The sequence below is a fragment of the Bacillus proteolyticus genome (assembly GCF_001884065.1).
GTDB classification, from domain to species: domain Bacteria; phylum Bacillota; class Bacilli; order Bacillales; family Bacillaceae_G; genus Bacillus_A; species Bacillus_A proteolyticus.
On record NZ_MACH01000068.1, the window covers coordinates 1 to 20,159 of the forward strand.

A 20,159-nucleotide genomic window follows, 5' to 3' on the forward strand; every position below is an offset into this window, starting at 1 on the left:
CTTGATCTTGTAATCGTTTTTGTTGCTGTTGTTTTGTTAATCGATGAACAATTACACGAGCTGGCACTTTATCAATTATTCCTACATAAGCATCAGCTATTTCACATGTTTGTCCTGGTGGAAGGGAGTTCATTAACGTCTCCATATCTATCTGTATATACTCTGTACCTTTCTTAATTCTTCCATCTTGAAAATAATCAGGATTAGGATTTTTTTGATAAATACGTGTATTCGACTTGATACGAGAGAGGTAGTAGGCCTCTTTATCTTGTATATATTGAAGGTCTTTTAAATGAAAACAACCTAAATCTCGGATACATAAATCATTCGCTGTCACAGTTGGGGCACACAGAGAGCCGTAAGTGCGATCATGTTGTTTACCTGGACCTGTATGAATATGTAGGAACTGTCCACTTAACAAATCATACTCAAGTTGAATTTTTATCCCCGCTGTATGGCTGCATCCTCCTGCACCTGGATAAACCGATGAAAATACATCCGGGAGTTGAAATGCAGTTGAATCTAAAATACGAATACGCTTGAAAACAGAAGTGTATGGAGAAGAAATCGGCATAGATGCGGCCAATTTTTTGCTTAGTAGTTCGGCTAGTAGGTGTTGTAAAAGTAGGACGGCCGCCTTATTAAACCGTTGATTCAGTCCCTCAGGACTGATGAGTACTTCTGTTGATGCTTCTAAACAGCTAGATAATTGAGTTAAAGAAGTCATAGCTACATTTTGGCTCACCCATACACATAAAGCTATTAAATCTTTTGCTTGGTACTTACTGGTTCGTTTTACAAAACCAACATCTCTAGCAAGATCCCGTAAGGTATTTGGAGATAAAAAACTTTGAATCTCTTGAGCAAATAGTTGTAATTCGTCAGACACAGAAACAGACATAAAAAACGCCATCCTTTCTTATGATTCTACAGAAAGAATAACGTATTTTTTTCATTACGAAAATAATCCCAGCTTTCTAGATAAAAAGTTGGGATTATTAGATTTTTAATAGACTTAGAGGAATGAATAATATTCTTCGCTTATTCAAGAAAAGCACCCGTTAGTGCATTAACAAAATGTAATGTACATGTTGAAACATCCTACAAAAAAATAGAAAAATCATTAATACCTGCATATGGTACTTGATTCTTGATTTTGTCTTCTAAGCTAAGTAAGGTGTATTCTTGCCATTCTTCTAAATTATTCGCATCCCATTTTTGAATGAATAGTTGATACAAATAAATCTCTCTTATTTTTAAGAAAATAGGAATTTGTATAATTATATCCTTATGAAGCGTATTTTCTGTTTTATATCCTGCAAAAAAATTACTCATAAATATATCACAAAAAGAATGTGTATTGCCATTGAAAGAGCTATGTTGCCAATAAGCATGATAGAAAGCTACTGCAATATCCTGAGCATACCAATTAAATGAGCAGTCATCAAAGTCAATTGTAGTTATACGACCTTCCTCATTAATAATTAAATTTCCTAGATGATAGTCATTATGAATAAGTCCGAAAGTATCAGGATTAATAATATATGAAGTTAGACTGTGTACCAATTTTTCATATTTCTCCCTAATCCATGGGTCTAACTTTCTTCTAATATCAAAGACATCAGGATTTTCAACTTTCCATTCAGGACGTTGTATTGTTTGTAATTTAAAATCTTTGGATAGTGCATGCATTCTTCCTAAAATTTTACCAAGTTTTTTAAAAGTTTTTTCATTCCAGTGGGATTTATTTGTAACATCAATTTGATCGCCCTTAATAAATTCAAAATATGTTTTAACCCGTTCTTCCTCACACTCTAAAGGAATTATTGGCTTAGGTACAAGTACACCTTTTTCATATAAAAAATTCATCCACTCTATTTCTTGTAAAACCATCTCTTTTGTTTTACTCTTTTCAGAAATTCTAACTACCCTTTCTTTCTCTTTGATATAAAAAATGTCGTTATTAAATCCTCCATTCAATCTAACACGATTTTCTTGCATCCTGTTTTCCCCTTTAACTCTCAATTTACAAGACCACTTTAATAATTCTTCTCCTTATTCATTATTAATCATCTTACAACTATAAATTATAAACTTAATTCAGTAGCATGTAGTTCTTTAAAATAGTACTTACATTTCTTTAAATACCACAGAAATTTTGCTTAGCGTATATTTTCGTTAAAATGTGGGCGGTACGCCCTGTCCACCAAGCTAAGGTTTTGAAGTACACCCTAAATGAAAATTCTCTTTCTCTACAGTTAGTTTTTTTGAGAATTCAGCTCATTTTTTCTTTTTGGGGGTGTTTATTTTTCTTAAGTTGATGGGCATGGGGTCACATCACATATCCATCAACTTAAGCATTTACCACCAATACGGAAATTTTGTGCATTTTGCTCTTTTTATTGCTTTAGGTTCACTAGTCCTTTTATCTTGATGGACATAGAGCACGGCTCCCTACTATCACTTTCTTACCTTGTAAATATATGTTCCATACTATAAAATCTAATAGTATTTATATTTTTCAGAAAAATCAAAACAAAATATAAACTTTATTGTATAATGTTGTAAAAAGATGTCGGAGGGATTTAATGTTAAATAAAATATCTCAATTCACAATAAAACTTTCATCAATTCTTTTATCACTCTTACTATTACTAAATTTACCTTATTTATTTATCACTCAACAGGGATTCACTTTTCAACCAATTCATTTTTTTAATCAGATCGTTACTATGTTAAAACAGGTTTTCTCACCTGAATCATTAGTAGTTATAGGATCAGACCCGAAATTTGGTAGTTTCAAAAAGACACCATTATTTCCAACTGTTTTAGAACCTTACCTATATTCATTTACTGTATTATTTATAGCCTTTTTTCTTGCGCTCTTTCTATCATCTAGTATGGCATTTTTTTATTTTTTAGCAAAAGATTATATAAAAAAATGGATAAACCGAATTGTGTTCATATTAGAAGCTGTCCCTGATATGATGATGATGATTTGTTTGCAAATATTTTTCATATGGGTACTTCAGAAATTCGGAGAATCTCCTGTCACCATTATTTCTTTTAATGAAAATCGAGCTTATTTACTCCCTATTGTATCTTTAGCGGTCTTACCTACATTACAAATGTTTCGGATGATGGTGTTATACATAAAAGAAGAACATGGAAAACATTACGTAGAGGTGGCATATGGAAAAGGCCTTTCATCAAGTTATATACTATGCATTCATTTATTCAAAAATATATCTATCCACTTCTTCCACCATTTAAAAACGATTTTTGTTTTCTTACTTTCTAACTTATTCATTTTAGAATTTGTTTTTAATATGGAAGGCATTATTCAATTTTTATTTAAGAAGGCGTTTATTTCACCTCCAGCTGCATTTATCATACTTGTTATGATCATTTTACCATTTTATACTATTTTTCAAATAACCTCATTCATGATGAATAGATGGAAAAAGCAATTGAAAGGAGCAGCATTATGAAATCTATTTGGAAATCAAAACGCTTTTTAATTGGCTTTACTTATCTATTCATACTTGTTTCAGCTAGTTTTATTTATAGTTGGTTCTTTAAAGATAACATCCCAAAACCTCCTCAGTTACTTTACAATGACAATAACGAATTACTTGGAAAGGCCCCCTTTCCACCAGCGTTAATGCCGCCTTTTGGAACCGATCGTTTTGGAGAGTCTGTTTTCTTACAAATTGTAGAAGGAGCAAAATTCACCATTTTATTAGCCGTGGCAATTAGCTTCTTTCGAATTTTATGCGGAACATGTATAGGAATCCTCTTAAGTTTATATGCTCCAAAATTCAAGAGATTTTTCCAGACATGCTCAGAAGTTTTTTATTATATTCCAACTCTATTTATCGCATTTATACTCATCACGCCCGTTAATATTGTAATTACATCAAATGCTGATAGATTAGACCCAAATATTTCATTTACGTTTTATCAAGTACTCGTACTTATTTTCGTCGCTCTGCCTACACTTTCTTTATATATATCCTCAGAGGTTGATGAATTTATGAAACAAGATTACATTTTAAGTTCACAATTACTGGGTGCTAGCCGTTTTCATATTATAAAAAAACACTTACGAGTCTTATTACTTGACCGCTTATTTGTGTTATTCATGGAACATATCGTCCAAACACTCATACTCGTTATCCATTTAGCGTCGCTTGACATTGTAATTGGCGGGATACAAATGCGGGAACTCTATGACGGAGTGCTCAAACCTGTTTCTCTATCTAATGATTGGGCAGGCCTTATTGGATTAAATCGTTATGAAATGAATCTTTCATGGTGGATTATTTTTTATACTCTCGTTTCATTCTTTATTACGATTCTTTTTATTAAGCTTATGACAATCGGGATTCAAGATGCACTGAAAGCAAGAGATTCGCAAGTTGTAGCAATTCAAACCGTTCCAGATCATAAAAAATTTGTTAAACATAAAGATTCTTTTTCGTTTGCAAATAAAGTGAACCTTTAATCAGCGGGGATTTTCTTCATCCCCCACTGACTATCAGCCCTCACCAATCGGGCTTTTATGGGCAATTGATTCCCCACCTAACTTCTTTGCCTTCACCGAATTTTGAGGTGGGGATCTTACTACACGACAAATAGCGGGATAAATTGAACCTTTAATCATTTCTCATTAATCGGCATTGCTATTAGTGGAATATAAAGAAGATGATCCCTGTTGAATACAGGGATCATCTTCTGCATGCCGTCTAACTTTTTTACATATCCTTTGCTAGACTCATGCTTTTTATATTTAAAGTGAATTATTTGCAATCACAATTATGCTGTTTAAAATCGATTACCATACGTCCTTGAATTCTACCTTGTTCCATTTCTTCGAATACATTTTGTACTTTATCTAGAGAACACGTTTGAACAACTGGCACTACTTTCCCTTCTGCGCCGAACAAAAATGCCTCCTCTAGGTCCTTACGAGTACCAACTAGAGAACCTACTACTTCAATTCCGTCGAGTACAAGTCGTGGAATATTTAAATCCATAGTTTCTACTGGTAAACCTACCGCAACGACTTTACCACAAGCACGTACTGCATCAACCGCTGAGTTGAAAGCTACTTTAGAAACAGCTGTTACTACAGCAGCATAAGCTCCACCAAATGTCTCTTGTACAATCTTATCAGCAGGACCTTGCGTAATTGGATTGATAGTCATATCCGCACCAACTTCTTTTGCTAAGGCTAATTTGTCGTCATTGATATCTACTGCAATTACCTTTGCACCAAATACATTTTTAGCGTATTGGATAGCTAGGTTACCTAATCCACCACAACCATAGATGACAATAGGTTGACCAGGTTTAATGTCCGATACTTTTATAGCTTTATATGTAGTTACACCCGCACATGTGATTGATGATGCTTGAGCAGGATCTAATCCTTCTGGTACTTTCACCGCATAATCAGCTGTAACAATACATTGTTCAGCCATACCACCATCTACTGAATAGCCAGCATTTTTCACTTCACGGCAGAATGTTTCTCTACCAGTTACGCAATATTCACAACGGCCACAAGATTGGAACATCCATGCAATACTTACACGGTCACCAACCTTTAGTGAAGTAACATCATCAGCAATTTTCGTAACAATACCTACACCCTCATGACCTAGGATACGGCCATCTGTATTACCAAAATCGTGATTTGCAACGTGTAAATCAGTATGGCAAACTCCGCAATACTCTACATCTACTAACGCTTCGCCTGAGCGTAACGGACGTAATTCTTTTTCAATAACTTCGACGTTTGCTCTGCTGTTTTTATTAACCACTACTGCTTTCATATGTGATCTCCCCTTTAGTGTTTTAGAATTTTAATGAGTTCTTCTCACAACTTCTGTCTTCACTGTTTTGGCCAACTATTGCACCAAATTTAAGTGTTCAATCATCATTACATGTTCATCATAACATGTAATTTTATAAGTCCATTGTAAAATATTGAACAATATTTGAATTATTATCCAAAATGTATTTTGATGTATGAGGCTATTTTTTGCTTTTGTATGCGAAATATATAGGTATAACAAAATGAATGTTTTTAAATATAAAAAATTACGAATATTAATTAGTGACCTTTTTCTATGAGGGAATTTAAAAAACGTAGATCTAGAGGATATATCAACAGACAATTGACCAATATAAAAAGCTCTTCATTTGAAGAGCTTTTTATATTCGCTTCATCGAAATTGTTTCACGAATGCTTTGTAAATTTTGTAGTGTTTCATCTTGGCGCTGTAACGACAATCCCACATACAAAGTACCTAATAAACTTGGTTGTGCTAATCGCGATGAACTTGCTTCCGTATGAAATTCTGTCTCACGAGTCGAAGTATATAGTGTTATGTCAGCAAGTTGACTTAACGCTGATTTCTGATAGCTCGTAATTGCAATATACACACAGCCTGCTCTAGTGCCGTTTCATTTAACAAATGTAATGTATCCTGCAGTCCTGTAATATGCGAATGAAAAACTTTTTTAGCGACAGTTACCATACTATCTTCTGCAGACACTTCTTCATGAATATTTTGCATTGGTGTATGTACAATCTCACGAGCTAATGTAATTTTCAGGTCTTGAAAACCTAGGTGTTTGCATAAGCGGAATATCGTTGCTTCAGAACTATTCGTAACTTCCGCTAACTCCGTAATCAATTTATGTACAACATCTTGTGAATGTTTCAAAATATGTTCGCCAATACTTCGTAATTTCGGTGATAAACCATTTAACGAAGCCTGAATCTTTCCAATCCCACTTTTTGTACCAGGCATATCGTATCTTCCCCTTCCATAGTTGCTATATCTCGTATTAACGGGCAGTAAGACTCCCTCCTCAAAATTCGATGAATGCAAGGGAGTTAGATGGGAGTCGGGCTGCCCGTAGAAACCCGATTGGTGCGGGCTAATAATCGAAAGAAGAACCACCTTTATTTAGCGCATCACTATACATTTTATTTGCTCTTATGTATTCTACCGTAACATATGACACAATTATTCATACTTATTTCTAGTTTTCCCCATGCTTTACTGCGTATAATGCAGCTTGTGTACGATCATCTACTTCTAATTTAGCCAATACGTTAGAAACGTGTGTTTTCACAGTTTGTTCTGTAATATGAAGCTCTGCTGCAATCTCCTTATTGCTTCTTCCTTTCGCAATTTCACGAAGTACTTCTTGCTCCCTTTTCGTTAACATAGAAAAAGGATTCTCTTTTTCTTTCTTGACTGCTGATCGTCCTAATAGTGCTGGTGTTACTTTCGGGTGAAAATTTGCATTTCCTTGATATACCGCAACAATTGACGCAACAAGTTGATCTGGCTGCACTTCTTTTAATTGATAACCATCTGCCCCAGCTTCGAGTGCTGGTAAAACGTAATCTTGTTCTGAAAAACTACTGAGCATAAGTATCTTTATCGTCTCATCATATTGTTTTATACGTTTTGTCGCTTCAATACCATCCATTTTCGGCATTGATAAATCCATTAATACTACATCTGGCCTTTCTGTTTGGACGAATGTTAATGCTTCTTCACCATTTTCTGCTTCCCCAATAATTTCAAATTCTTCTCTCGTCTTCAAAAAGAATACGAGTCCCCTTCGAACGATATGATGATCTTCTACAAGTAGTAATTTAATTTTCATAGACGTTCTCCCTTTCAAACCGGTAATTGAATTTCTATTTTCGTTCCCTTTTCTGGTTCTGCTTTTATTCGAAAAATCCCCCTCATTAATTCAATTCGTTCTTTCATACTTTTCAAACCAAGTGCGGACTCTCTTACTTGTTCCTGTATAAATCCTATTCCGTTATCTTCTATGTAAAAGTGCAGCTTATTATCTTCAATCCTTAAATGAACACATACTTTTTCACACGAAGCATGCTTTTTACAATTATGTAATGCCTCTTGGCTTATACGCCATAAAACTTCTTCTATTTCATCTTCAATTAAAACCATTCCATCAATTCGAACTTCCACTTGAATCCCTAACAGTTTTCCATAATTTTGTATCGCTTCTGCTAAACCTTTTTCTAATCCTTCAGGTCTTAATTGCCAAATTAATAGCGTCATCTCTTGTAATGCTTCTTGCGATAATTCCCCAATATAACTTAACATCTCTTGCAAATCTCTATCTTGCGTCATATTCAGAGTACCTTTCGCTGTTAGCATAATAGAAAATAACAATTGTTTAACTGAATCATGTAAATCACGAGCCAATCGATTCCTTTCAGCTACAACTACATATTTACGTTCTTTCTCCACTAATTGAATACGTTGTATTGTCGTTCCAATTTGAAATGCAATCGATTCTAATAACGCTAACTCTTCCTCAGAAAAATGTGTTTTATGGGGCGAGGCCACATTTAATAGACCAAATCTCTCTGATCCGGACCTAAGTGGAATTGTCGCATGATGTGTAACATCTTCTGTTTCACCCCAATTACATTCAATCGCATCTTCTATTCGCTTACATTCAATAATATTTGTCGCTTTTTCTAATCTGCCATTCACAAAACGTTCTACACACCAACAGTCTCCTTCACACATCGGCTTCTTCTTTTGCCACGTAAGGGCTGGTGGTAAGTTTTCGTCTACAAGCATACGGTGCTTTCCACTTTCATCAATAAAGAATATCCACCCTGTTTGTAAATTCATAACTTGTAACAATGTATGTAAAACTTTTTCTAACATGTCCTGTAAATTCGTTGCTTCATTTAGCAATTCCGCAATTTCTTTTAATGCTTCTAAACGATGTATCTCTTTTTCTTCAAAGTTCATTCTCATCACCAACTATCATTATAACATTAAGAAATTTCTAAATTCTATAAATAAAAAAGAACTGAATTTCTTCAGCTCTTTTTTATTTATCAATCATTTTTTTATTTTCTCTTTAAATTTTGGCAGCGTAATTCTTAAACTGAACTACGCCAAGTAATGAAGTTACTTTTTAAGCCCTCTAAAACTCATCTACATCTACAAATCCGAATTCAAAATGTAAAGCTTTATTTAATTGTCTGACAAAGATTGTTCCCCATGGATATGCTGCAAACTTTCAGTAGTAACGAACATATTCGCTGCTGGCATTTGCACTTGATGTTTATGGAACATAGCCATTAATGCAAATCTTACTTGTCTAGAAGTTTCAAAATAATCTTCTGGTTTAATTAAACCTGTAATACAAAATTCATATCCAACATATTTAAGGTTAGGATTTAAGTCTGTAACACCAACATATTTAAATGGTTCAACAGCCTCATCCTCTACTTTATACAGACTTTGTTCCAAATTTTCATTGCATATAACACATACGTCTTCTAACAATTCCTTAACTCTTGTAGGATCTTCCTGATAACTTACCGTGATGCGTTCAATTACTCGCATCCACCCTTTATTAAAATTTTGTATCGTTCTAATCTCTCCATGTGGTATGGTAAGTAGTTTTCCTGACCATTCACGTATTTGCATAAAACGAATACTAATTTCCTCAATAGTTCCCGAATTTGTTCCGTTAAAAGTAACAAAATCGCCAACACGAAACTCTTTGTCCGCTAATCTCGCAAAGCCTAATATGACATCTTTTAGCATTTGTTGCGCAGCAAAACCAATGACTACTCCCGCTATCCCTGCACCTGCAATAATGCTTTTTATATCTACAAACTGACTAATTAAATAAATGATTAGACTGATGATAATGATATATCTAAAAATAGATCGAATGACACTTTGAATCGTCTGTTCTACCTCTTCATCAAAAAAGCTGGACTTTCTAAAAAACCAATCAATAATGCGATTTATTACAAACGAAATGATGATAAGAACTAAAGCAAATAGTAAAAACCTTAATAGTAAAAACTCCCTTACATAATTAAAAAACTCCTCAGTATACGCTAATACACTCATCTATCCACTTCCTTATTTTTAAAAAATTTCATGCAGAGCTGATTTATTGTAATTACTTATTGATTATCTCAAAATTTGCTTTCGCAACTTTTTTCCCTGATCTTTCATTTTACTTTCTTAACTATGTATTTGTATCCCTAGTTCATCTCCAACAATATAACCCTTTCATCAATCTTTCAACTTCAGATGTCCTTTTCTATTTACTATAAATATACCCTTTTTAATAATCTAAAGGGAGATTACAATAGAAATTTTTATAAGCAACTTTGTAATTCTCACCTCGTTCAAAGGAATACATTCACATAACACCGAATAGTTCATTTGATACTTTTTTCATGGAGGTTACAATTAATGGGATATATCGAAGAACTAAGAGCAATTGTTGGATCAAGACCACTCAATTTAGCAGGAGTTGCTGTAGCTGTTTTAAATGACCAAGGACAAATATTACTACAACAAAGACGAAATGGCATGTGGGGTGTTCCTGGAGGGTTTGTGGAACTCGGTGAATCCACAGAAGAAGCTGGAAGACGAGAAGTGCTTGAAGAAACAGGTATTGAAATTGGTATACTTCAGTTAGTAAGTGTATTTTCAGGTAAAGAGTTTTTTGTGAAATTAGCGAATGGAGATGAATTTTATCCTATAACAATCGCTTACCTTTGCAAAGACATTACAGGTGGCTTGTTAAAAGCAGACGGAGTTGAATCATTACATGTACAATTTTTCGATTTAAATGGGCTACCAGAAAAGATTAGTCCGTTCATTAAAAAGTTAATTCAACAACAATTCGTTTCTATTTAAATGTAAAAAAAGAGACCTTTTCAAAGGCCTCTTTTTCACTTCACTTCTGCATTTAAACAAGATTTAAAATGTCCAAGTGCATATTCATGCCCTTGCGCATTAAAAGATGCAACCGCCTTTTCATAAACGACAATTTTAAATCCTTTATTATAAGCATCTACTGCTGTATGAAGAACACAAATATCAGTACATACCCCTACAAGATGAACTTCTTCTATTCCTCTTTCTCTTAGTTTCATCTCTAGATCCGTTCCCGCAAATGCACTGTATCGCGTTTTGTCCATGTAATATACATTCTTATCATTTTTATATTTTTCGTATACATTTTGTAATTCACCAAACAAGTTTCTTCCATTTGTACCTGCTATATTATGAGGTGGAAACAAATTGGCTTCTGGATGATGTACATCATTTTCTTCATGTTTATCGATTGCAAACACTACGTAATCTCCATTTTCAATATATTGCTTCGTTATATGTACAAGTTCTTTCTCAATTTCTTGACCTGGCTTCCCGCAAGTTAAAGCACCTTTTTCAGCTACAAAATCATATGTATAGTCGATATTAATAAGAGCTCGTTTCATTACTACTATCTCTCCTTCTTCTGTTTCACAGTAAACAATAGAAAATTTGTTATTACGACATCGTATGTACTATTCGACATTTCAAATGAAATCCCTACATTTCCAACTCAATACTTACCTTAATCCGAGTTTAGCATAAAGTGAAACTTTAATCAGAGGGGGGTGTCCATCCCCCTCTGATTATTAGCCTTCACCAATCGGGCTTTTACGGGCAGTTGATCTCCCACCTAACTTCCTCGCATGCGCCGAATTTTTAGGTGGGGTTCTTACTGCCCGTTAAAGCGGGATAAAATCGGTACACAATGACAAAACATACAGTTCCAATTAATAAATCATGAATTTGATAATTGAGCGTTACTTCAATTTCCTCTTGTAAGGTAAACCAAATTATCGACATCATTATCACAAGTAAGAAAATACGAATACATCGCTTCAAATTTTCAATCCCTTTCTCTTACATAGCAAAGAATAACTTCTTCCTATTCATTCGTATTGGAAAGCGAAACAGATTATTCTCTATTACATCATTCGATCCATACAAAAAAGCACACTACTTTTTTGAGTAATGTACTTTTTATTCCGCTTAAGACGCAGGCTTCGTTTCAAATGTCGCTTGATTAAAGCTAATGACTTTTCCTTTCGGGTCATTGTTTTCAAACTGAGCTGCGGTAATCGTATGACTACCTGTCTCAAGCATTTTTTCTTTTAATTGTACTGTTGTCTGTGTTGAACTAGTTACTTGATGTTTATCTGCAAATATTTGATCTACAAATACGAATGTATCTTTATCGTTTTGAAAATTAGAAAGTTCTAACTCGACTTGCTGAATTAAAGTATCTTTTTTGATAAATACAGTCGGTATATTGCCATTTTCAGAAGTACCATCTGGTGTAATTACTTTTACTTTCCCTTCTCCAACTGGTATTGCCCCTTCAGGAAATACAACCATATTCTCATCACTTGCATTTACAACCTGTTCTTTCTGATTAGACTGTGCGTCCTCTTTTTCCTTTGGAGTACCACAACCTACTAATAACAATACAGACAGTCCAGCGATTATGAATTTCTTCAAAATTCATCCCCCCTGTAATTTCATTATATTTTATTATACAAAAATAATTTTAATATTTTAAAACTACTTTTAACACTTTCATGAACAAATACTATCTTGCTCACGATTACTGTATCATACTTTCCTTAATAGAACATTAATTTTTTGTAAGCAATAAATAGAAATTCTTTCTTATTCATCATTTTAGCCCAAAATCACACCAAAATATCCCAAAAAATAAAAAGACATCGTTATTTCCAATGTCTTTTTTATCTATTATTTAATAAATGTTGTAATCTCATCTACTTCTTTTCTTGGAAGTTTCTTCGGTTTATCTTTCGGAAACCCGAGTGAAATAACCATATTTATTTGTTTTCCAGGCTCAATTTGTAAATATTGTCGCAGTTCATCCTGAGCTAATAATACAGGTCCTGTCATTGGACAAGTACCAAGTCCCTTCGCATGTGCAGCCAACATTAAGTTTTGTGCCGCTAAACAGCTACTCTTAATCCCTTCCTCTTCCCACACTGAATCAGGAACGAAGGCAATTGGATCAAATATCTTTTCACGAAACTTTGATTCATATGGCGTTGCCAAACATACGATTAATACTGGTGCCTCTGAGAAAGCTGTCGCATACGGTCCGAAAGAACGTGTAAGTAATTTCCCTGCTTTCTCTTCTCCATTTTCTGCTGCTTTTGCTGCAAGTTTATGTAATGCATCCCATGTCATTTGTTCAATTTCTTTAATTTTCTCTCGGTTCATAATAACCAAAAACTCCCACGTTTGTGAGTTCGTATCACTCGGTGCGTAACGAGCACAATCAATAATTTCTTTTATATCACTTATGGACACTTCTTGTTCCGTGAATTTTCTAACACTTCGTCTACCGTGAATTACTTCTTTAAAATCTTCATAATTCATACATAAAATCCCCTTTTTACAGCGTTTTCAAAACTTGTCCTACGGTTGAATTATATCATGAAAAAAAGCCGGAAGAATACCAGCTTTTTTCTTCAGTATTAATTTGTCACTTTAAACAAACTAATACTCTCTTCATATGCAGCTTGTAGTTTTTTCGTAATTGGTCCTCTTTCACCGTTTCCAAACTGCTCATCACCAATTTGAACAACCGGGAATATTTCGAGCGGTGTCGCTGTAAAGAAGCACTCATCAGATTCATATACTTCCTGTAATGAGAATTCTCGCTCTTCTACTTCAATATGTAAAGCTTTTGCTAATGTAATAACATAGTGACGAGTAATGCCGTGTAGAATAAAATTGTCAGTTGGATGGGTAATCAATGTATTATTTTTCACCATAAAGAAATTAGAGTGACACCCCTCAGTTACAATTCCCTCTCGTACTAATATCGCTTCTTGATACCCTTGCTCATTTATTTTATTTTTAATCATAATATTCGGTAGCAGGTTTAATGATTTTATATGACAAAACTTCCATCTGATGTCCTCTTCTACTGTTACTTTGATCCCCGCTTCCATTGAAGCAACTGGTCTTGGGAACGAAACAAGATTTGCAAAATATGTCGGCTGTAAATCTGCCTCATATACATGATTACGCGGTTGTGCGCCTCTTGATATTTGTAAATATACATTCCCATCTTCTTGAAATTGATTTTTTTCAATCATTTGATGTAACCCTTCCACTAATTCTTCCTTCGTAAATGGTGGAACTAGTTTAATTTCTTCCATTGATTTAAAAAATCGCTCCAAATGTAAATCTAATAAATGAGGCTTACCATCGTATAGTCTAAATACCTCATAAATACCATCACCAAATTGGAAGCCTCGCTCTTCTAATGCGACCATCGGCTGTTCTTCCTTCGTATTAATAATTCTCCCATTGAACAAAATCCAATCTTTATGAGTAGCCTTCATTCTTCCCCACTCCTTTATTACATGATTGGTTTTATTGTACAACTTATACCGTTCTGAAAGAAGGAATTTTCTGTATTTTCACAAATAAAAAGTACATCACTTCGTAAAAGTGATGTACTCTATCATTCATTTATTTAAGAAAATATTTTTCAATATCATCTAACATAAGGTTTGCAGCTTTAATGCCGCCTGCTGTATTCCAAATTACTTCATCTACTTGGAATACTTTATTATTTTTAGAAGCCTGTAATTGCTTAAAGAGTGGATCTTCTGTCCATTCTTTCGCTAACGTATTTCCTTCATTATTCTTATCCGCATCTTTATCAGATGTGAAGTAGAATATGTAGTCCCCATCCATATTCGGAATTTGCTCTTTTGTAATTCCTTTTATCGCAAATTCATCTTTATCTTGTAGTGGTGGTCGCTTAAATCCAACATCATTTAAAACAGCACCTGAGAATGAATTTTTCTGATAAATCCGGACATCACCTGGTACGAAGCGAATAATAGAAACTGTAGAATTCAATTTATCTCCTAGCTTCTCTTTCATTCCTTCAATACGTTTTTTATAATCTTCAAGAGCCTTTTGCCCTTCTTTTTCTTTATTTACAGCTTTTGTATAGAGTGTAAAGTTTTCCTTCCAATCCCCGCGCAATGTTTCAGCGTATACAGTTGGCGCTATTTCGTTCAATTGCTCATATATTTTTTCATGACGCATTTTATTCCCGATAATTAAATCCGGCTGAAGCTTCATAACTGCCTCTAAATTAATATCACGCTCAGTTCCTACAACTTTCGTATCTTTTAACTCTTTTGCTAAATGAGGATACCATTCATCGCCAGCACGTGGTTTTGTAGTTCCAACTGGTGTTACTCCAACAGCTAAAAGTGCCTCCGCACCCTCATTTGTTAAAACAACTACTTTTTTAGGTGTACCATTTACTGTTGTTTCACCCATTGCATGCTTTACAGTATACGAATCTTTTGCTTTAGCTGATGTATCATTTTCTTTTTTCTCTTCTTTGCTACACCCTGCGATTATTACCATAAGTATCATAATGCAGAACATAAATATTTTTTTACTATGTACCATATGTCCTCCCTAGATGAAATCGATTATCATTAACAATTAAAGGTTAATGTATATTACATACATTGTCAATGTATATCAGAAAACTTTTTTAATATATACAATTTAAATTTTATCCGCTATTCAAATGTTTATTTTTAAAATAAACTGTATAAGTATGAAAATAATAAACGTTCTTAAAATGCGTATCTACGTTATACATAAATACGCATTCATATTACATTATAAATTCATTTTCTAATATTGATTATATTTAATATATGATGGATCATTGTACACCCATTGATTTCCACCAAGGTTCAACCAACCGTTTTGATTAATATACACTAAATAAGATTCTGGATTATTTAATTTACGAATAACTGAAGAAGATGTTGATGGACCACTTCTTAAATTCACATTCGTTCCTTGTATATATGCGACACCAATTGCACTTCCATCACTATTGCTCGTCTTTACAAAATTAATGTACGAAGGGTCATTATACACCCATTGTCCATTTCCTAAGTCCAACCATCCATTACTTTCCTGATATACGACATACGACTCTGGAGAGTTTAGTTGACGAATAACTGAAGAGGACGTTGATGGACCACTTCTTAAATTCACATTTTTCCCAAGTATATAGGCGATCCCCTTTGTTTGTGGTGTTGGCTGAGGGTTTGGAGGTTGTGGATTTGGAGGATTGGGATTTGGAGCAACTCCAAAAATAGCTGCTATCCCATTTGCATACGCTTGACTTAAGTCTTCAATAAATTGTGGATTTTTCAATAAATTAGCATCAAACGTTGTATCAATAAAAGCAGTCTCAGTTAAAATTGCATCCATTGCAGTCTCTCTTAGTACCGCATAATTTGCTTTTTTGGCTCCTCGGTCACGAAGACCATATTTAGTTAATACAGGATTGACTGCTGCATGCATTTTTTGTTGCTTTTCATATGCGGAACTACTATTAGATAGCGCATTGTAAATATAACTTTCAAATCCAGTGCCACCGCCGCTATTAATGTGAAATGAGATAAAATAATCTGCACCAAATGAATTAGCAATATTAGCACGTTCTGATAAAGAGATGAATACATCGCTGTCACGTGTCATTTTAATATTGATTGGATAATTTGCAGATAAAATATCTCGTACACGTCTAGCAATTTGAAGTGTTAACTCTTTTTCTACTAACCCATTACCAACAGCACCAGAATCATATCCACCATGCCCTGCGTCTATAACAAGTTTCATATATCTTTTTCGTTCCTTTCGTTAAGGTAATAAGCTTACATTTCTACTCGTCCTATTTTATGTTAGTTGTACAAGTTCCGTTACAAATACAAAGAAAAAACCCCCTTATGTAAGGCGGCTTCTATCACTTTTCTTTAACCAATTTAAAATGAATATGTACGATTGATAGTGGATGTAACGTATACAAAACAAAATAAATATAAGAGCTATTCCAACACCGCTGTATAACAATCCAAACTTTAAAAAGATGTTCAAAAGAGGTGAAAAATGAATTACGTTTTGTAATGCAACTAACATGCAAAACAAAATTACAAACACGGGTATATATTGTAATTCATATGGTCTTCTCTTCTTATACATTCTTTTTCGAATAAAGATCTGGCATAGTTCTGCTACAATAAAACAACCTCCAACTAATACAAGACCAGCAGTCATTGTCATACATTCACCTGCCCCATATTCATTTCATCAAGTGATCAATATTCATTATATTTTCTTTACATATATTCCATTTTCCTCAATAAAACCAGATCCCACTATGAAAGATTTAGCTTGTTCCGTAAACACCTCTTGCAATACTTTTATTTCATTCACATTTCTCTGTTTCATTATTTCTTCAAATGTAAAATACGTATTTGTCCCGTATCCATAACCTTGATAATCAAAATGAATAATTAACTGTGACAAAATAGCACTCTCTTCTTGGACACTATAATCTATTACACCAATATATGTATCATCAACTTTTACACAATACTGAACCTTTTTCATATCTAAGCTGTGTGAGTGAAACATTTCTTTTACAACGCTTTCATTTTCTGTATTTACTTTCTCAAACGTAATCATATGTTGTCCATCCTTTTACTATTATTATATCAATTATAATTACAATTTATGAAAAAAACCTTAAGGCCGAATACGACCTTAAGGTTTTTTTTATTAAACTAAGCTATACGCACGCTTTGTTTCTTCGTGGAACTTATTCGTATCGTATTTATGCTCAACATAAATTTGATGCCATACCATAAACGCAAGTACAGTCCAAATTTTACGGCTATAATCGCCTTTATCTGCACAATGTGCTTCCAGTAAGTTTAATACATACTGTTTGTCGATTAAATGATCCGTTTTGCTTTCTTTAATAATATTTATAGCCCAATCGTGCATTTCATCTTTTAACCAGTGACGAATTGGTACTGGGAATCCAAGCTTTTTACGATCTAATACGTGATCTGGAACAATGCCACGTGCTGCTTCACGTAAAATAGCTTTCGTAGTTCCGTTAGCAATTTTAAATTCAGTCGGAATTTTAGATGCAACGTCAAATACTTCTTTATCTAAGAACGGTACACGAAGTTCTAATGAATTTGCCATCGTCATTTTATCAGCTTTTAATAAAATATCGCCGCGTAACCAAGTGAACATGTCAATGTACTGCATTTTACTTACATCATCATAATCTTTAATTTCGTTATACAATGGTTTCGTGATATCCATATAGTTAACACTTTCATCGTAATACTTCATTAATTCAGCTTTCTCTTCTTCACGGAAGATTTTCGCATTTCCATAGTAACGCTCTTCAATTGGCGTACATCCACGCTCTAAGAAGCTTTTCCCTTTAAATCCTTCTTTAAGAGCACCACTTAATGCCTTTAGAACGCTCTTTCCTGGGCTAGGAATGTAAGAGAACATTTTTAAAGAGTTTGGCTCACGATAAATGTTATACCCACCAAATAGCTCGTCTGCACCTTCACCAGAAAGAACAACCGTTACATGTTTACGTGCTTCTTTCGCAACGAAATACAATGGTACAGCTGCTGGATCTGCTAAAGGATCATCCATATGCCAAATGATTTTTGGGAACTCATCCATAAACTCTTGCGCTGAAATGAATACGTTATGGTTTTTAACTCCTAATTTCTCAGCAGTTTCTTTCGCAACGTCAACTTCACTGAAACCGCGTTGCTCAAAACCAATAGAAAATGTTAAAAGATTTGGGTTCATTTCTCTTGCGATAGAAGCAATAATAGATGAATCGATACCACCAGAAAGGAATGAACCTACTGGTACATCACTACGCATATGCACTTTTACAGAATCGTATAATACATCACGAATTGCTTGGATATGTTCTTCTTTCGTTGCGCTTGAAGCGTTGAAATAAGGATTCCAGTAGCGATGGATTTCCATCTCTTTACCGATTTCTTTTACGAAGTAATGACCAGGCTCAATTTTATTAACATCAATTGTTAATGTTTCTGGCTCTGGACCATATTGGTACGTAAAGTAATGTTGTAATGACGTTGGGTTTACCCCTTTGTCTTCCATTACATGCATAATACTTTTCTTCTCAGATGCGAAGAATGTAGTATCACCTTGTTGTGCGATGTATAAAGGCTTAATGCCGAAGTGGTCTCGTGCACCGAAAAGTGTCTTTTCTTCACGATCCCAAATCATAAATGCGAACATACCACGAAGGTAGTCTACACATTTTTCTTTCATATGTGCATACAATGCAATGATAACTTCTGTATCAGATTGCGTTGCAAACGTTGCGCCTTTTTCAAGTAACATTTCACGTAATTCTACATAATTGTAAATTTCACCATTAAAAATAATTACATATCGATCATTTTCATAAGTTAGCGGCTGATGTCCTGCCTCTAAGTCAATGATGCTTAAACGGCGGAAGCCAAATTGTACATGTTCATCACGAAAATATCCTTCGTCATCTGGACCGCGGTGGAAAATCATCGTGTTCATATTTTCAAATTGATGTTTTTCTGTTTCTGAAAACTCTCTAGGGTTTTCACATAAACATCCTACAAAACCACACATACTTCTTACCCTCTTTCAGTTTTCATTCTGTCTCTATACTACTATATCAACCCTATTTATACTAGCATAATCAACTGAATATGGCGACCAAAAACTATAAAAAAATCACTCCATTTCACATTTTTAACAATTTTTTATGAAAACATGAAAACTAGGCAATCACCTTTCTCCGCTTTTGTCATATGATATTGCATATTGATTTCTAGGAGGGAATACCATGAGTGAAGAAAAAAAAGATTCTTCTCGCCCACCGGTTCGCAATTATTTAAAGCAAATTGATGATTTCTTCGAGCAAACACCACTTCGCAATGTAATCGCTGATTTAAATCATTTTTTCCAAAAAGGAAACCGTTTATTAACATTCCCTGTAGATTTATATGAAGTTGGCGAAGAACTCGTTGTTACAGCTGAACTACCAGGTATACAAAAAGAACAAATTCGAATTGAAATACAAAGTGAATACTTAAAAGTCTCTGTAAAAGAAGAGATACTTGGCGAGGAAGAAGAACAAACATCTCATAACTATTATCGCCGAGAACGTTCCATTTCAGAAGCATCAAGATTGATTAAGTTACCATACTCAATTAATAAAAAAGCAGCGAAAGCATCTTATCAAAACGGCGTATTAGAAATTCGTGCACCAAAACTTCCACAGCAGCATGACATTTTATCCATAGACTAATGTAAAAAAAGAAGGGTACTATG

At 34.1% G+C, this 20,159-nt stretch carries 20 protein-coding genes and 1 pseudogene; 4 read left to right on the forward strand and 17 right to left on the reverse strand.

All coding sequences use genetic code 11. The features are described 5' to 3' along the window. Positions 1-901 (reverse strand): IS4 family transposase (locus tag BAQ49_RS09975; RefSeq protein WP_116733445.1); only part of this gene is annotated, 901 nt, incomplete at its 3' end. Between the two features lie 200 nt (positions 902-1,101). Then, positions 1,102-2,001, reverse strand: a complete 900-nt coding sequence (locus BAQ49_RS09980) for a phosphotransferase enzyme family protein (protein WP_071745183.1) — start codon at positions 1,999-2,001, stop codon at positions 1,102-1,104. 587 nt (positions 2,002-2,588) lie between these two features. Here BAQ49_RS09980 and BAQ49_RS09985 point away from each other — a divergent pair. Together BAQ49_RS09985 and BAQ49_RS09990 are read left to right on the forward strand one after the other, a co-directional pair. Next, on the forward strand, positions 2,589-3,491 hold the full coding sequence (locus BAQ49_RS09985; protein WP_071745184.1) for an ABC transporter permease subunit: 903 nt from the start codon (positions 2,589-2,591) through the stop codon (positions 3,489-3,491). Continuing rightward, positions 3,488-4,507: an ABC transporter permease gene (locus BAQ49_RS09990; RefSeq protein WP_071745185.1), complete on the forward strand. Its 1,020-nt coding sequence runs from the start codon at positions 3,488-3,490 to the stop codon at positions 4,505-4,507. The genes BAQ49_RS09985 and BAQ49_RS09990 overlap by 4 nt, the downstream gene beginning before the upstream one ends. Positions 4,508-4,802: 295 nt before the next feature. On the opposite strand, the gene adhP is transcribed toward BAQ49_RS09990, so the two are convergent. The 5 genes and pseudogenes from adhP to BAQ49_RS10015 form a co-directional block, all read right to left on the reverse strand. Further along, positions 4,803-5,840: an alcohol dehydrogenase AdhP gene (adhP, locus tag BAQ49_RS09995; RefSeq protein WP_071745186.1), complete on the reverse strand. Its 1,038-nt coding sequence runs from the start codon at positions 5,838-5,840 to the stop codon at positions 4,803-4,805. Between the two features lie 382 nt (positions 5,841-6,222). Further along, a pseudogene (locus BAQ49_RS10000) lies at positions 6,223-6,824 on the reverse strand (MurR/RpiR family transcriptional regulator). Between the two features lie 235 nt (positions 6,825-7,059). Then, on the reverse strand, positions 7,060-7,695 hold the full coding sequence (locus BAQ49_RS10005) for a response regulator (protein ID WP_071745187.1): 636 nt from the start codon (positions 7,693-7,695) through the stop codon (positions 7,060-7,062). 14 nt (positions 7,696-7,709) lie between these two features. Continuing rightward, complete coding sequence (locus tag BAQ49_RS10010; protein ID WP_071745188.1) at positions 7,710-8,828, reverse strand: GAF domain-containing sensor histidine kinase; 1,119 nt, start codon at positions 8,826-8,828, stop codon at positions 7,710-7,712. Positions 8,829-9,056: 228 nt separating this feature from the next. After that, on the reverse strand, positions 9,057-9,950 hold the full coding sequence (locus tag BAQ49_RS10015) for a mechanosensitive ion channel family protein (RefSeq protein WP_071745189.1): 894 nt from the start codon (positions 9,948-9,950) through the stop codon (positions 9,057-9,059). 351 nt (positions 9,951-10,301) lie between these two features. On the opposite strand from BAQ49_RS10015, the gene BAQ49_RS10020 reads away from it, so the two are divergent. Further along, positions 10,302-10,751 (forward strand): NUDIX hydrolase, encoded by a 450-nt coding sequence (locus tag BAQ49_RS10020; RefSeq protein WP_071745190.1) that lies wholly within the window; start codon positions 10,302-10,304, stop codon positions 10,749-10,751. Positions 10,752-10,786: 35 nt separating this feature from the next. Here BAQ49_RS10020 and BAQ49_RS10025 read toward each other — a convergent pair whose 3' ends face one another. The 10 genes from BAQ49_RS10025 to asnB form a co-directional block, all read right to left on the reverse strand. Next, positions 10,787-11,335, reverse strand: coding sequence for a cysteine hydrolase family protein (locus tag BAQ49_RS10025; protein ID WP_071745191.1), 549 nt, complete (start codon positions 11,333-11,335; stop codon positions 10,787-10,789). A gap of 253 nt (positions 11,336-11,588) precedes the next feature. Then, positions 11,589-11,780, reverse strand: a complete 192-nt coding sequence (locus tag BAQ49_RS10030; protein ID WP_244159087.1) for a hypothetical protein — start codon at positions 11,778-11,780, stop codon at positions 11,589-11,591. A 138-nt stretch (positions 11,781-11,918) separates the two neighbouring features. Next, positions 11,919-12,407, reverse strand: coding sequence for a putative periplasmic lipoprotein (locus BAQ49_RS10035; protein WP_071745193.1), 489 nt, complete (start codon positions 12,405-12,407; stop codon positions 11,919-11,921). A gap of 255 nt (positions 12,408-12,662) precedes the next feature. Continuing rightward, entirely contained in the window at positions 12,663-13,310 is a 648-nt protein-coding gene (locus BAQ49_RS10040) for a nitroreductase family protein (RefSeq protein ID WP_071745194.1), read from the reverse strand. Between the two features lie 98 nt (positions 13,311-13,408). Beyond that, complete coding sequence (gene dat, locus BAQ49_RS10045) at positions 13,409-14,284, reverse strand: D-amino-acid transaminase (RefSeq protein ID WP_071745195.1); 876 nt, start codon at positions 14,282-14,284, stop codon at positions 13,409-13,411. A gap of 130 nt (positions 14,285-14,414) precedes the next feature. Next, complete coding sequence (locus BAQ49_RS10050; RefSeq protein WP_071745196.1) at positions 14,415-15,377, reverse strand: ABC transporter substrate-binding protein; 963 nt, start codon at positions 15,375-15,377, stop codon at positions 14,415-14,417. Positions 15,378-15,611: 234 nt separating this feature from the next. Then, entirely contained in the window at positions 15,612-16,613 is a 1,002-nt protein-coding gene (locus BAQ49_RS10055; RefSeq protein WP_002031713.1) for an N-acetylmuramoyl-L-alanine amidase, read from the reverse strand. Positions 16,614-16,718: 105 nt separating this feature from the next. Further along, a complete protein-coding gene (locus BAQ49_RS10060) occupies positions 16,719-17,054 on the reverse strand; it encodes a hypothetical protein (protein ID WP_084667383.1) in 336 nt (111 codons plus the stop codon). A 45-nt stretch (positions 17,055-17,099) separates the two neighbouring features. Then, the gene (locus BAQ49_RS10065; RefSeq protein ID WP_000627497.1) at positions 17,100-17,459 is read right to left on the reverse strand and encodes a GNAT family N-acetyltransferase; all 360 of its coding nucleotides are present in this window, start codon (positions 17,457-17,459) and stop codon (positions 17,100-17,102) included. Positions 17,460-17,552: 93 nt separating this feature from the next. Further along, entirely contained in the window at positions 17,553-19,454 is a 1,902-nt protein-coding gene (gene asnB / locus BAQ49_RS10070; RefSeq protein ID WP_000333827.1) for an asparagine synthase (glutamine-hydrolyzing), read from the reverse strand. A 217-nt stretch (positions 19,455-19,671) separates the two neighbouring features. Here asnB and BAQ49_RS10075 point away from each other — a divergent pair, with 217 nt between their 5' ends. Continuing rightward, entirely contained in the window at positions 19,672-20,136 is a 465-nt protein-coding gene (locus tag BAQ49_RS10075) for an Hsp20/alpha crystallin family protein (RefSeq protein WP_071745198.1), read from the forward strand. Positions 20,137-20,159: the final 23 nt, after the last annotated feature.

Bases quoted from the DNA above. Each gene is read 5' to 3' on its own strand.
- BAQ49_RS09990 (WP_071745185.1), top strand. From the start codon at position 3,488: ATGAAATCTATTTGGAAATCAAAACGCTTTTTAATTGGCTTTACTTAT.
- dat (WP_071745195.1), bottom strand. From the start codon at position 14,284: ATGAAGGCTACTCATAAAGATTGGATTTTGTTCAATGGGAGAATTATT.
- BAQ49_RS10015 (WP_071745189.1), bottom strand. From the start codon at position 9,950: ATGAGTGTATTAGCGTATACTGAGGAGTTTTTTAATTATGTAAGGGAG.
- BAQ49_RS10005 (WP_071745187.1), bottom strand. From the start codon at position 7,695: ATGAAAATTAAATTACTACTTGTAGAAGATCATCATATCGTTCGAAGG.
- BAQ49_RS10050 (WP_071745196.1), bottom strand. From the start codon at position 15,377: ATGGTACATAGTAAAAAAATATTTATGTTCTGCATTATGATACTTATG.
- BAQ49_RS10055 (WP_002031713.1), bottom strand. From the start codon at position 16,613: ATGAAACTTGTTATAGACGCAGGGCATGGTGGATATGATTCTGGTGCT.
- adhP (WP_071745186.1), bottom strand. From the start codon at position 5,840: ATGAAAGCAGTAGTGGTTAATAAAAACAGCAGAGCAAACGTCGAAGTT.
- asnB (WP_000333827.1), bottom strand. From the start codon at position 19,454: ATGTGTGGTTTTGTAGGATGTTTATGTGAAAACCCTAGAGAGTTTTCA.
- BAQ49_RS09985 (WP_071745184.1), top strand. From the start codon at position 2,589: ATGTTAAATAAAATATCTCAATTCACAATAAAACTTTCATCAATTCTT.
- BAQ49_RS10025 (WP_071745191.1), bottom strand. From the start codon at position 11,335: ATGAAACGAGCTCTTATTAATATCGACTATACATATGATTTTGTAGCT.
- BAQ49_RS10065 (WP_000627497.1), bottom strand. From the start codon at position 17,459: ATGATTACGTTTGAGAAAGTAAATACAGAAAATGAAAGCGTTGTAAAA.
- BAQ49_RS10075 (WP_071745198.1), top strand. From the start codon at position 19,672: ATGAGTGAAGAAAAAAAAGATTCTTCTCGCCCACCGGTTCGCAATTAT.
- BAQ49_RS10040 (WP_071745194.1), bottom strand. From the start codon at position 13,310: ATGAATTATGAAGATTTTAAAGAAGTAATTCACGGTAGACGAAGTGTT.
- BAQ49_RS09980 (WP_071745183.1), bottom strand. From the start codon at position 2,001: ATGCAAGAAAATCGTGTTAGATTGAATGGAGGATTTAATAACGACATT.
- BAQ49_RS10010 (WP_071745188.1), bottom strand. From the start codon at position 8,828: ATGAACTTTGAAGAAAAAGAGATACATCGTTTAGAAGCATTAAAAGAA.
- BAQ49_RS10020 (WP_071745190.1), top strand. From the start codon at position 10,302: ATGGGATATATCGAAGAACTAAGAGCAATTGTTGGATCAAGACCACTC.
- BAQ49_RS10060 (WP_084667383.1), bottom strand. From the start codon at position 17,054: ATGACAATGACTGCTGGTCTTGTATTAGTTGGAGGTTGTTTTATTGTA.